Source organism: Pacificitalea manganoxidans (assembly GCF_002504165.1).
In the GTDB taxonomy this organism is placed as follows: Bacteria; Pseudomonadota; Alphaproteobacteria; order Rhodobacterales; family Rhodobacteraceae; genus Pacificitalea; species Pacificitalea manganoxidans.
The window spans coordinates 2,373,520-2,386,529 of sequence record NZ_CP021404.1 but is presented as its reverse complement, the minus strand read 5'-3'; the positions used below and the strand labels follow the sequence as shown (position 1 = coordinate 2,386,529).

At 67.4% G+C, this 13,010-nt stretch carries 8 protein-coding genes; 2 read left to right on the top strand and 6 right to left on the bottom strand.

Translation table 11 applies throughout. The annotated features are described in order from the left end of the window. Positions 1-6: 6 nt before the first annotated feature. From CBW24_RS10765 to CBW24_RS10745, 5 genes are all read right to left on the bottom strand, one after another. Positions 7-879, bottom strand: coding sequence for a cell wall hydrolase (locus CBW24_RS10765; protein ID WP_097373578.1), 873 nt, complete (start codon positions 877-879; stop codon positions 7-9). A 162-nt stretch (positions 880-1,041) separates the two neighbouring features. Beyond that, on the bottom strand, positions 1,042-3,639 hold the full coding sequence (locus CBW24_RS10760) for a putative PEP-binding protein (RefSeq protein ID WP_088661632.1): 2,598 nt from the start codon (positions 3,637-3,639) through the stop codon (positions 1,042-1,044). Positions 3,640-3,712: 73 nt separating this feature from the next. Beyond that, positions 3,713-5,956 carry a glycine--tRNA ligase subunit beta gene (glyS, locus tag CBW24_RS10755; protein WP_097373577.1) on the bottom strand — a complete coding sequence of 748 codons (2,244 nt, stop codon included), beginning with the start codon at positions 5,954-5,956 and terminating at the stop codon, positions 3,713-3,715. 307 nt (positions 5,957-6,263) lie between these two features. Further along, positions 6,264-7,112, bottom strand: a complete 849-nt coding sequence (locus CBW24_RS10750) for a DUF1206 domain-containing protein (protein ID WP_097373576.1) — start codon at positions 7,110-7,112, stop codon at positions 6,264-6,266. Positions 7,113-7,320: 208 nt separating this feature from the next. Beyond that, positions 7,321-8,676: an FAD-binding oxidoreductase gene (locus tag CBW24_RS10745; RefSeq protein ID WP_097374211.1), complete on the bottom strand. Its 1,356-nt coding sequence runs from the start codon at positions 8,674-8,676 to the stop codon at positions 7,321-7,323. 523 nt (positions 8,677-9,199) lie between these two features. Here CBW24_RS10745 and CBW24_RS10740 point away from each other — a divergent pair. Both CBW24_RS10740 and CBW24_RS10735 read left to right on the top strand, forming a co-directional pair. After that, on the top strand, positions 9,200-10,888 hold the full coding sequence (locus CBW24_RS10740; protein WP_097374210.1) for a chloride channel protein: 1,689 nt from the start codon (positions 9,200-9,202) through the stop codon (positions 10,886-10,888). Positions 10,889-10,939: 51 nt separating this feature from the next. Beyond that, the gene (locus CBW24_RS10735; protein ID WP_097373575.1) at positions 10,940-12,391 is read left to right on the top strand and encodes a protein adenylyltransferase SelO; all 1,452 of its coding nucleotides are present in this window, start codon (positions 10,940-10,942) and stop codon (positions 12,389-12,391) included. 1 nt (position 12,392) lies between these two features. On the opposite strand, the gene CBW24_RS10730 is transcribed toward CBW24_RS10735, so the two are convergent. Further along, positions 12,393-13,010, bottom strand: coding sequence for a nucleotidyltransferase family protein (locus CBW24_RS10730; RefSeq protein WP_097373574.1), 618 nt, complete (start codon positions 13,008-13,010; stop codon positions 12,393-12,395).

Here is a 13,010-nt window from a genome sequence, read left to right as displayed (position 1 = left end):
GCGCGATCAGGAGCGCGGGTGCCGGTAGAACAGATGCACACCGATCTGCGTCGTGCGGGCGAATTTCTGGGCCCATGACGGCGACACGGCATTGGTATGGTAATGCGTCGCGCCCGCGGTCAGCGTGCGTGGCGCGCCGTCCAGCATCAGGCGCGCGATCTTACCGGCGCGGGTCCATGCGCGCGGCTCGTGCACTGTCTCGGCGGCCCCGTCGCAGGTAAAGGTGAACTGGCACTGATACAGTTTGCCGGTGCCCTGATTGACCACATCACAAACGGTGTTGGGATAGAGGGCGGAACCAACGCGGTTCAGGATCACTTCTGCCACCGCGAACTGACCCTTCACGCTTTCGCCGCGCGCCTCGAAATACAACGCCTGCGTCAGACATTCCCACGCCGCGCCGCCGGTGCCGCCAGGCTGTTCGCGCAGCCAAGCCTGTGAATAGGTGATCGGCACCAGCTTGGCACGGGCTTCGCGGCTCAGCGGCGGTTCGGTCAGTTTGCGCAGGCGGGTGCCGCTGACGGCTTGAAATGCAGCGCGGTCCTGACCCAGCAATTCGGTCAGACGGGCGTTGAGCAGCAGCGTCGACAGGGCCGCGACGGCTTCGTCAGGCTCGGCATCGGTGTCAGAGGGGCGCGGCGGGGCCACCGGCAGGGCGGCGTTGATGTCGTCCTGGGCTGCGGGCTCGGCCTCGGGAACCACGATCGCGACAGGTTTGCGCGGGGCAGGTTCCGGCAGCGCAGCGGCGGTCGTGCCGTCAGTGGGCAGGGCCGGGGAGGATTTGGTGCTGAGCGTGGTGTCGGCAAAAACAGGGGCGGCGGCAACAGTAAAGGCAGCGCAGGTGACTGCACTGGCCAAGGCCAGAATCGGTAATCGCATGGTCCCCCATTCACTAGGCAGCGCCCGTTATTCGGGCTTCAGGGTCTGGGTCCGGTGTGTCGAACAGATCAGCGCATGACATAGGGCGTGGGGCCGATCAGGGCAAACACGTTTCTAAAATGGTTAATTTTTGTTCATTTCTGCGCAAGACGCGCCGCACGCCTAACGTCGGGTGCGTTTGCCGCCCATGAAAAAACGGCGCCAATTCAAATACCTGGTGCGATCCGTGCGCTCGGCCAGCGCCAGATGCGCTGCGGCCAGCCGCGCTGTGGGCACGCGGAAAGGCGAGCAAGAAACATAGTCGAAACCGGCACTGCGACAAAATGCGATAGTCTCCGGATCGCCGCCATGCTCCCCGCAGAGCGAAATCGTGATGTCGGGCGATGCCTCGCGCCCACGTTCCGCGCCGATCATCAGCAACTCGCCCACGCCATCCTGATCCAGCGAATGGAACGGGTCTTCGGGGTAGACACCCTGCTGCACATAGGTGCCCATGAAGCGCCCGGCATCGTCGCGCGACAGCCCGTAGGTCATCTGCGTCAGGTCATTGGTGCCAAAGCTGAGGAACGCCGCGTGGTGGGCGATCTCGCCTGCTCGCAGTGCGGCGCGCGGGGTTTCCACCATCACGCCAAGCCGGTAGTCAAAGTTCGCGCCCGTCTCATTGCGCACGGCGGCGGCGACGGCATCCACACGGGTCTGGATCAGCTCCACCTCCCGCTTGGCCGAAACGAGGGGGATCATCACCTCCGGCACCACCGGCGCCCCCCGGCGCGAGGCAATCACGGTCGCTTCGAATATGGCGCGCGCCTGCATTTCGTAGATCTCGGGCCATGTGACGCCCAGCCGGACACCGCGCAGCCCCAGCATGGGGTTGAACTCGGTCAGTTGCTCCACCCGGCGCACCACGTCCGATAGAGGCAGATCCAGCGCCTCGGCCATCTGGCGCATGCCTTCGCGGCCCGTCGGCAGGAATTCGTGCAGCGGCGGGTCGAATAAGCGGATGCAGACCGGCTGGTTGGCCATGATCTCGAACAGGGCCGCGAAATCCTCGCGCTGCATCGGCAGCAGGCGGTCCACGGCCTCGCGCCGGTCCTCCGCGCTGTCGGCAAAGATCATTTCGCGCATCACGGTCATGCGTGCACCGTCAAAGAACATATGCTCCGTGCGGCACAGCCCGATCCCCTCGGCCATGAACATCCGCGCGGTGCGGGCATCGGCAGGCGTGTCGGCATTGGCCCGCACGCCAATGTCGCGCGCCTCGTCGGCCCATGTCATGAGCGTTTGAAACGCCTCGTCCAGCGCGGGCTCCAAAAGCGGCGCGGCACCGGCGAGCAGATCGCCGGTGGAGCCGTCGACCGTCACCAGATCGCCCTCGCGCAGCACCCGGCCATCGCGCAGGGTCAGCGTCCGGTGCCGGGCCGACAGCCGCACCCCCGAAGCCCCGACGATGCACGGCACGCCTAAGCCGCGCGCGATCACCGCCGCATGGCTGGTCATACCGCCACGTTCGGTCAGGATGCCGGATGCCGCATGCATGCCGCGAATGTCTTCGGGCGCAGTTTCGCGGCGCATCAGGATGCAATGCTCGCCCTGTGCCTCGGCGGCCTGAGCGGCTTCGGCGGAAAAGACCAGCTTGCCCGACGCGCCGCCGGGGCTGGCGGCGATGCCCCGCACCAGCACATCGCGTGGCGCGGTCGGATCGACCTGCTGGTGCAGCAACTCGCCCAAGGCCATCGGGTGAATGCGCAGCACCGCTTCCTCGCGGGAAATCACCGAATCCTCGGCCAGCGCCACCACGACGCGGACATTGGCGCGGGTGCTGCGGGGCACGCGCACCGCGTCGATCACCTTCAACGCGCCTTCGCAGAGCGCGAATTCGATCTCCATCTCCTCGCGGAGCTTCTGACGGCACAGGCGCAGGGCGGCGTCCAGTTCATCGAACACCGCAGGCGCGACCTGTTGCAGCGACGGCCCGCGCGGATCTTCGGCAAGGTAGAGCGATTCCTGCGCATGCAGCGCATCGCGGAACAGCGACTGACGCAGATAGCGCCCGGTGACCTGCCGCGCGCCGGTAATCGGGTCGAGGCACCGGATCACCCCGGCGCCGCTTTCGCCCGGCCCGATCCCCAGCGCCATCTCCTGCACCACCAGTCCCAGCCCGGCATCGGCGGGCGCCCCACGGGCCTGCCGCAGCAGCCGCGCAGAGGTGCCCTGCCACGCCCGCGCCATGGAGCGCAGAACCTCGGCCAGCTGCACCGCGGGATCCTGCGGGAACGGCTCTTCGGTTTCCATCTCATAGGTGTCGAGCGCTTCGCGCAGGGCGGTATCCGTGGCCTCTGTCGCGACGAACATGTCGGGATCGAGCCGCGCGACGTTGATCGCGTATCCCTGCACAAACCGCAGATAGAGCGCATTGGCCCGCGCCCGGTCGATTCGCTCCGCCAGCGCCGCGTGCCGGGCGTCGTTCATCCCGATATTGAGCACAGCCCCCGGACCGCCCCAGTCCGGATCTTCCGAGGAGGGGCGCACCGAAAGCAGCGGATCGGCATCGAACCGGGCAAGAATTGCCTTGGTATCAGGCAGATGTCCGTCGGCCATACGGTGCACAGCGTCGAAGGACAACGCCACCGTGCGCGGCACGGGCAGGTCGATGCGGATCAGGCGCTGCAGGCATTTGGCGCGGCCGCCATGCGACTCCACCGCCAGCTTGGCTGTCGGGGTAATCTCGACGAAGTCTTTGAAGTCGCTATGTTTCTGCACTGCAGCACCATTATGAGGTGCCGGGATGATACGCCTCCTCCTTCGCGCGGATCAATGGGACAATCGTCGCAGATCAGCCATCGAGCCGTGACAGGTCCGCCACCGTCATACAGGTTTCGCGGATGCGGTGTAGCAAATTCAGCCGGTTGCGCCGGGTGATCTGCTCTTCGGCATTGACCTGAACGGCTTCGAAAAATGCGTCGATGGGCGCGCGCAGCCCGGCCATCTCGCCCATCGCGGCGGCGTAGTCCTCCCCTGCGAGCGCGGCGCTGATCCGGGGCTCGGCGGCGTCCAGCGCATCGAACAACGCCAATTCGGCGGGGTCGGAGGCATATTTGCGGTCGGGCCCGAATTCATAGGCCACGCCATCGCGCGCCTCGGCCTGCGTCAGGATGTTGTTGGCCCGCTTGAACCCCTGCAACAGCGGTTCGCCATCGTCGGTGTCGAGGAAGGCTTGCAACGCCGTCGCCCGCTTGACCAGCAGGGTCAGGTCATCCGCACCGGGGCGGGCCAGACAGGCGTCGATCACGTCGTGGCGGATGCCCTGATCGCGCAGATAGACCTTCAGCCGGTCATGGATGAAGCCCAGCAGATGCTCGGGCGTGTTCAGGTCTGCGTCCGCATCGGCGTTCAGGTTGGCGATCCCCGCGCGGATTGCATCCGGCTCGATCCGCCCCTGCAGATCGTCCAGCGCCAGATCCCGCAGATCGTCTTCGGAAATGTCGAACGCGGCGGCGTAATCCCGGCGCAGGTCGCTGCCGCCCTCGGCCTTTTGCAGCTTCAGGAAGACTTGGAACAATCCGCGCAGAATGAAATCCGACAACTGGATGCGCAGGTCGTTACTCAGCACAATGCGGATCACGCCCAACGCCGCACGGCGCAGCGCATAGGGGTCTTTCGAGCCGGTAGGTTTTTCGTCGATGGCCCAGAACCCAGCCAGCGTATCGAGCTTGTCGGCCAGCGCCACCGCGACCGAAACCGGCGCGTCCGGCACCGCGTCCGACGGGCCCAGCGGGCGGTAATGCTCTTCCGCCGCTGCCGCCACCGCCGCATCGCGGCCCGCCGCTTCGGCATAGTAGCGGCCCATCAGCCCCTGCAATTCCGGGAATTCGTAGACCATTTCCGACGACAGGTCGGCCTTGGCGATGCGTGCGGCCTCTTCGGCCAGATCGGGATCGGCCCCGACCCGCGGCGCAAAGGCCCGCGCCAGCGCGGCGATACGGCTGATCCGCTCCGCCTGCGTGCCCAGCTTGTTATGGAAGGTCACGTTGTCCAGCGCGTCGGTCCACGGGTCCATCCCCGCCTTGGCCACGCGCAGGTCGTTCTCCCAGAAGAATTTCGCATCCGACAGCCGCGCCGACAGCACCTTTTGGTTGCCGGCAAGGATCGTGGCCCCCTGATCGGCGGTTTCGACATTGGCGACGGTCACGAATTTCTCGATCCGCCCGGTCTTCGGATTGCGCACGGAGAAGAACTTCTGATGTTCCTTCATCGAGGTTTGCAGAACCTCCGGCGGTAGGTCGAGAAAATCTGCCCCAATCGCGCCCATCAGCACCACGGGCCATTCGACAAGCCCGGCAACCTCGGTCAGCAGACTGGCGTCTTCGACAACCTCCAGCCCCTGCGCAAAGGCGGTATTGGTCGCGTCGTTCCAGATGTGATCGGCCCGCTCGGCGGGGTCCAGCACCACATGCGCGCGTTTCAGCTTGGCGGCATAGTCGTCAAAGGACTGCACCGCGATCTCCGCGCCCGGCGCCATGAAGCGGTGCCCGCGGGTGGTGTTGCCTGCGGTGATGCCGTCGATCTCCAGCGGCACGGTTTCGGCGCCCGCCTCGGTCACGAGGATGCACAGGATCGAATGCAGCGGCCGCACCCAGCGCAGGCTGCCCGCGCCCCAGCGCATGGATTTCGGCCAGGGGAAATTGCGCACCGTGCGTTCCAGCACTTCGGCCACGATCACATCCGCCGCGCGGCCCGGCTTTTCCAGCGTCGCGAACCAGACCTGACCCTTTTTGTCGTCGCGGGGTTCCAACTGATCGCGGGTCAGACCGGTGGCGCGCAGAAAGCCTTCCAGCGCCTTTTCCGGGGCATCGACGCGCGGACCCTTGCGCTCTTCGCGCAAGGTCGGGCTTTCGGCCAGCAGCCCTTCGACGGTCAGAACCAGCCGCCGCGGGGTCGAAAACGCCGCCGCCGAGGCATAGGTCAGCCCGGCCTCGACAAGCCCATCGGTCATCAGCTTCTTGAGGTCGGAGGCAGCGCGCCCCTGCATGCGGGCGGGGATTTCTTCGGAGAAGAGTTCGATCAGCAGATCCGGCATCGCGTGGGCCTTCGTCAGTCAGGGCAGGGTCGGGCGTCTCGATACCGGCGCAGCGATGGGACGTCCAGCGGTTTGCGGAGCGCGGGGCAGGGGGCGTCTTCCTGCCTTTTGGGCAAACGGTCCCCGAATGGCGTCCGCCCGTTGCCTAGCGCCGCTGCATTTGACGTTCGGCGCGATAGCTTCCGCGGTGATCGGCTCGTCCCCCATAACGAAAACGCCCCCCAAACTGGAGGGCGCTTTGATGGTGTCATCCCCTAGTGGGGAGCGTTTGGACCGTGCCCGATAGGGCAGGTGCCAGCGGGCGCGGTCAGGCCATCGCTTGACGCGCCTTGCCCTCGGCCTTGCGCGCCAGTGTTTTGACGTCATTACCGTCGCGGCGGGGCACGATGCGATAGACGGCCTCGATCCAGCAATAGATCGCGAACCCGATCATTCCCAGCGCCAGCAGCCCCAGAAGGATACGCCCGAACGCAGCCTGCCGGACGGTTTCGAACGCCTGTCCCAGACCCCCCGCCTGTTCCGGCGAATGGGTCACGGCGGCGTAGATCAGGAACACGCCGATCATCCCGATGACGATGCCATGCGCCACAAGACCCGCTTTTGCCGCCGGGTTGAGCTTCTCCATCAGCGCGGAGGCGCGCAGGTGTTCGCGGTATTTCTCGGCCCAGCCTTTGTGCACATAGTAGATGCCGGAGCCGATGACGATCAGCCCCGCCGCGCCGACGATCCACGCGCCGCCCGGCATCGCCAGAACCTTGGAGGTCAGGCTTTCGGTGCCGCTTTGCCCGCCCGAGCCGCCACCCATGGCCGACCGTGCTGCGGAAAAGGCCAGCCCCAAGTGAATGATCCCGCTCACGGTCTGGCCGATCCGGGCAATCACGCCTTTCGCGTTATGGCCGTAATCCTCCAGATCCATCGCCGCATCCAGCACCCGCCACACCGCATAAGCCACCAGCCCCACCGCGATCAGCCAGAGCGCAGGCACGCCCAGCGGATGCTTGCGCAACTGTGCCATGCTGTCGGTCGTGCCTTCGGCCTGACCGCCATGCCACGCGGCCAGCAGGGCCAGCACCCCGACGATGGCATAGATGGTGCCGCGGGCGGTGTAGCCTGCGCGCATGACCGGCACGACCCAGGCCGGGGCTCGATTGTCCATGAAGCTCTCCTCTGCGTTACCGGGAGAGCGCGCCGCAGCGCGATTAGTTCCAACGCGGGCCACAGTTTGTCTATCAGCAGCAACGCGAAGGCCTGCGCCCCACTTCACCCCAGCCTGTCCCGGCCACGCGGCGTCGGCATGGGGTGACCAAGGTCCACAGCCCCCAGACTGGATCGCAGATGCGCCCGCTATGGGCCCCCGCGCAGGGTCACCCCTCCGGGTCAGGCACCAGCTTGCCAGGGTTCATCAGGTTCAGCGGGTCGAGCGCCTGCTTGATCGCGCCCATCACCTGCCAGCCCGCGCCATGCTCGGCCTCCATATAGCCGCGCTTGCCCAGCCCCACGCCATGCTCCCCCGTGGCGGTGCCGCCCATCCGCAGTGCGCGCTCCACCATCCGGTGCGACAAGTCCAGCGCGATGCGCTTTTCCTCGGGCCGGTCGGGATCGATCAGCAGGACCGCATGGAAATTGCCGTCCCCCACATGGCCCAAGATCGGGCCGGGAATGCCGGAGGCGTCGATATCGGCGCGGGTTTCCTCTACCGCTTCGGCCAGCCGCGAAATCGGCACGCATAGATCAGTCACCACACCGCGCGCGCCGGGTCGCGAGGCAAGGATCGCCCAATAGGCTTCGTGCCGCATCTGCCACAGGCGGTTGCGCTCTTCGGGCTTCTGCGCCCATGCGAAATCCGATCCGCCCAGATCGGCCACCAATTCGCCGAAGCGTTCGGCATCCTCGGCGGCAGAGGTGTCAGAGCCGTGGAATTCCACCATCAGATGCGGGCGCCGCGGAAAATCGAGGCCAGAGCGCGCGTTGCAGGCGGCGACGGCTTCGGCGTCGATGAATTCGATCCGTGCCATCGGGATGCCCAACTGGATCGTGGCGATCACGCAATCCACCGCGTCGCGCATCCGGTCAAAGCCGCAGACCGCCGCCGCGATCGCCTCCGGCTGGCCCTGGAGCCGCAGGGTCAGTTCGGTAATCAATGCCAGCGTGCCCTCGGAGCCGACAAGCAGCGCGGTCAGGTCATACCCGGCCGAGGATTTGCGTGCGCGGGTGCCGGTGCGGATCACCGTGCCATCGGCCAGCACGGCCTCCAGCCCCAGCACGTTGTCGCGCATGGTGCCGTAACGCACCGCCGTGGTGCCCGATGCCCGCGTCGCGGCCATTCCGCCCAATGACGCATTGGCGCCGGGATCAACCGGAAAGAACAGCCCCGTGGCGCGCAGTTCCGTATTCAGCGCCTCGCGGGTCAGACCCGGCTGCACCCGCACATCCATATCGGCGTCGTTGACCTCGATCACGCGGGTCATGCGCCCGAAATCGACGCATAGCCCCCCCGCCACGGCCAAGGCGTGCCCTTCCAGCGACGTGCCCGCCCCCCAGCCGATGACCGGACAGCGCGCGGCGTGACAGGCGCGCAGGATGTCGGACACCTCCTGCGTGGTTTCGGGCTGGATCACGGCCTCAGGCGGCATGTCGGGAAAATGCGACTCGTTGGTGCCATGGGCGGCAAGATCGGCAGCGCGCTGGCTGAAGCGGGAACCGAACCGATCCGCCAGCATCGCAAACAGCGCCTCCCGCGCGGCGGCGCTGCCGGGCGCGGTGGCGGGGCCCGCAGGCACGGACAGGGCGGCAGCGGCAGGCGGGGGGACAGCAGCCGGGTCGGCAGGGAGCCGCGAGCCCGTCGGTCCCGGCCCGCCTGTCAGCCCGTCTTGTCCCATGTCCGCCCCCGTATCTGACGCCGTATCCGCCGCCCTATCCGCAGCCGCGTCCGCTGGCGTTCTCTGGCCATCGTCGCCCGCGCCATTCTCTTTGCCCCGCGTCTCGCCCGCTCCGTCCATGCCGCCGCTCCTCATTGGTTTCCCGATCGTCCGACCCCCCGCCGGACATCACCGCTGCTCAGGCCCGCCACCGGCCCCAAGACGCGTCGCACGATAGGAGATAGCCCGGCGGCCCGAAAGTCCGGGTTTCACCCTTGGCGCGACGCGAGCGATCCCCTAGACCCGACGGCAACCGCGCGACAGGCCCCGTTTCGGGACAGGCCGCATGCGCGCCGCGACAGGGCAGGGCGAGGAGCCTTCGGGCATGGCCGAGAAACAGACACCGATCTGGCGTCAGGGCTGGACACAGGCCCGTGCCCAAGGTGCGGCCACTTGGTCGCTGCTGCTGCGCGAAGGCCCCTCGCAGATCCAGTTCTGGTTCATCGCCCTGATGATCGGCATCGCGGCCGGGTTCGCCGCGCTGACTTTCCGCAATGCGATTACCGCTCTGCAAAAGCTGCTTTACGGCGTCGACGATCCCCGCGCGCTACACAGCTACGCCGAAACCCTGCCGTGGTGGTGGATCTTGATCCTGCCGATCCTTGGCGGGCTGGTGGTGGGGGTGATCCTCAACCGGTTCACGCCCGATGGGCGGGTGCGTTCGGTCGCCGATGTGATCGAAGGCGCCGCCCTGCGCGAAGGCCGGGTCGAACGCCGCGCCGGTGTCGCCTCCATGCTGGCCTCGCTCATCACCCTGTCGTCAGGCGGCTCCACCGGGCGCGAAGGTCCGGTGGTTCATATGGCAGGCGTGCTGGCCACATGGGTCAGCAACCGCATCCATGCCGACGGCATCCACGGGCGCGATCTGCTGGGCTGCGCGGTGGCGGCGGCGGTTTCGGCCAGCTTCAACGCGCCGATCGCGGGCGCGCTGTTCGCGCTGGAGGTGGTGCTGCGCCATTTCGCCGTGCATGCCTTTGCGCCCATCGTCATCGCGTCGGTGTCGGGCACGGTGATCTCCCGGCTCGAATTCGGCGATGTCACCGAATTCAGCCTGCCCGACAACAACGTGCTGGGCTTCTATGTAGAACTGCCTGCGTTCCTGATCCTCGGGTTGGTCTGCGGGATCGCAGCGGTGGTGCTGATGCGCGGCATCTTCATGGCCGAAAACGTGGGCGACAGGGTGCAGGCGCTGCTGCGGCTGCCGCGCTGGGCGCGGCCTGCGGCGGCGGGGGGGCTGCTCGGGGCCATTGCGATCTTTTTCCCGCATATCATCGGGGTCGGCTATGAAACGACCTCCGCCGCGCTCACCGGCTCGTTGCTGCTGCACGAGGCAGTCGTCTTCGCGGTGATCAAGGTCGTCGCCGTCGCGATCACCATGGCCGGGCGGATGGGCGGCGGGGTGTTTTCGCCCTCGCTGATGCTGGGCGCGCTGGTCGGGCTGGCCTTCGGGCTGGTCGCGACGCCGATCTTTCCCACCGTGTCGGGCAATGCCACGCTTTATGCGCTGGCGGGCATGGGGGCGGTGTCGGCGGCGGTGCTGGGTGCGCCGATTTCCACCACGCTGATCGTGTTCGAACTGACCGGGGACTGGCAGACTGGGCTTGCCGTGATGGTGGCGGTGTCACTGTCCACCGCGCTGGCCAGTCGGCTGGTGGATCGCTCGTTCTTTCTGACCCAGTTGGAGCGCCGCGGCGTTCACGTTGCCGCCGGACCGCAAAGCTATCTGCTCTCGTTGCATTCAGCGGCGGTGGTGATGCGGTCCAAGGACAGCCCCCGCGCCGCGCCGGAGGCCACTTGCACGGAATTGATCGAGGCTGGCATCCACATCGCCCCTTCGGCCACGCTGGAGGTCGCGATGCCCATGTTCGACGATGGCAGTCAGCCGTTCCTGCCCGTGGTGGCCACCGCCGCCGATGGCAGCGCGGGCGAATTGATGGGCGCGCTCTTTTATGTCGATGCCCTGCGCGCCTATAATCGCGCGCTGGCCGCCACCGCCGCCGAGGAACATAGCTGATTTCCGCCGGGCCGGGGTGACGCGGGCGTGCGGGCGGCCTATCTGAGGGGCATGACCCTGCATTTCCCATTCGACAATACCTATGCCGCCCTGCCGCAGCGCTTCCATGCGCGCATGGCGCCGACGCCTGTCGCCGCGCCGCGGCTGTTGCTGCTCAACGATGCGCTGGCGCGAGAGCTGCGGCTTGACCCGGACGCGCTGCGCGGCGCGGACGGGGTGCAGGTGCTGGCAGGCAACGCGGTGCCCGAAGGCGCCGATCCGCTGGCGCAGGCCTATGCCGGGCATCAGTTCGGCGGCTGGTCGCCGCAACTGGGCGATGGCCGCGCCATCCTGCTGGGCGAGATCATCGATACCGAAGGCCGCCGCCGCGATCTGCAATTGAAGGGCTCGGGCCGCACGCCGTTCAGCCGCAATGGCGACGGGCGCGCATGGCTGGGGCCGGTCCTGCGCGAATATATCGTGTCCGAGGCGATGGCCGCGCAAGGCATCCCCACCACCCGCGCGCTCGCCGCCACCGCGACCGGCGAGACGGTGCAACGCGAACGCGGCCTTCCCGGTGCCATCCTCGCCCGGGTTGCCGCCAGCCACATCCGCGTCGGCACATTCCAGTTCTTTGCCGCGCGTGGCGACACTGATGCGCTGCGGCTGCTGACCGATCACGTCATCGCCCGGCACTACCCGCAGGCGGACGGCCCGCTGGGTCTGCTCGATGCGGTGATCGGCGCGCAGGCGACGTTGCTGGCCCGCTGGATGGGGGTGGGCTTCATCCATGGCGTGATGAATACCGACAATTGCGGGATCGCAGGCGAAACGATCGATTACGGCCCTTGCGCCTTCATGGATACCTATGTGCCGGAGCAGGTATTCTCTTCCATCGATCATTACGGGCGCTATGCCTATAACCGGCAGCCCGAGATCGCGGCGTGGAATCTGGCGCAGCTCGCCACCGCCCTGTTGCCGATCATGAGCGAGGATCGCGACGCCGCCATCGCGCAGGCGCAGGAGGCCGTGGATGGCTTCGCCGCCCGGTTCCAAAGCGCCTATATGGCCGAATTCCGCGCCAAGCTGGGCATCGCGCCCGACAGCCAAGATGACAGTGATCTGGTGCTGATCTCGGATCTGATGACCCTCATGGCCGAGGAGCGGGCGGATTTCACGAACACCTTCCGCGCGCTGGCCGAAAGCGACGCGTCCACCGCCGCCGATCCGCGCGATCAGTTTCTGGACCCGTCCCGGTTCGATGCGTGGCGCGCGCGCTGGCAGGCCCGCCTTGCGGCGGAAAACGACCCCCATACCCGGATGCGGGCGACCAATCCCGCGCTGATCCCGCGCAATCACCGGATCGAACAGGCCATCGCGGCGGCGGTCTCGGGCGATCTCGCGCCATCTGAACGTCTGGTGCAGGCGTTGGCCCGTCCCTTCGATCCGGCACCGGGCACCGCCGATCTACGTAACCCACCCCTGCAATCGGAACTGGTGCGTCAGACCTTCTGCGGCACCTGAGTTACAGCCCCGTCGCGGCGCGGTAGGTGTCCCAGTCTTCGGGCGTGTCCAGATCGTGGCGCGCGCGCAGGCCGGGCAGGGGCACCAGATGCCGCGCGTCTTCGGGCAGACGGCGCAGCAGCGGTCCGGCCCCCACATCGCCGGTCAGATCGGCAAGCTGCGGAAACAGCGCGCTGCTCAGCAGGATCGGATGCCCCGGCGCGCCGTCCTCGGTCGCGCCTTGCCACGCCTGCGCATCGGGCACGTTCTGCCGCGCGCGCAGCACGGTCGCCAATTCCGGCGCGCCAATCCCCGGCAGATCGCCCAGCATCACCATCACGCCGGCGGTGCCTTCGGGCAGGGCGGCGATGGCGGCGCGCAGGCTGTGGCTGAGACCTTCAACCGCATCCGCGACCTCCAGCCGTTCGACCGGCAGATCGGCCAGCAGATCATGGCGGGGATGCGGGGCCGGGGGCAGGGCGACGATGACCGGAACGCCCAGCGACAGCGCGGCCTCCGCCTGCCGCCGCAGGATCGCGACACCGCCCAGCGGCTCCAGCAGCTTGTCTCGCCCACGCATCCGCCGCGACTGCCCGGCGGCAAGGATCACCACCGGCACCAAGCCTGCCGCTGCCGTCAT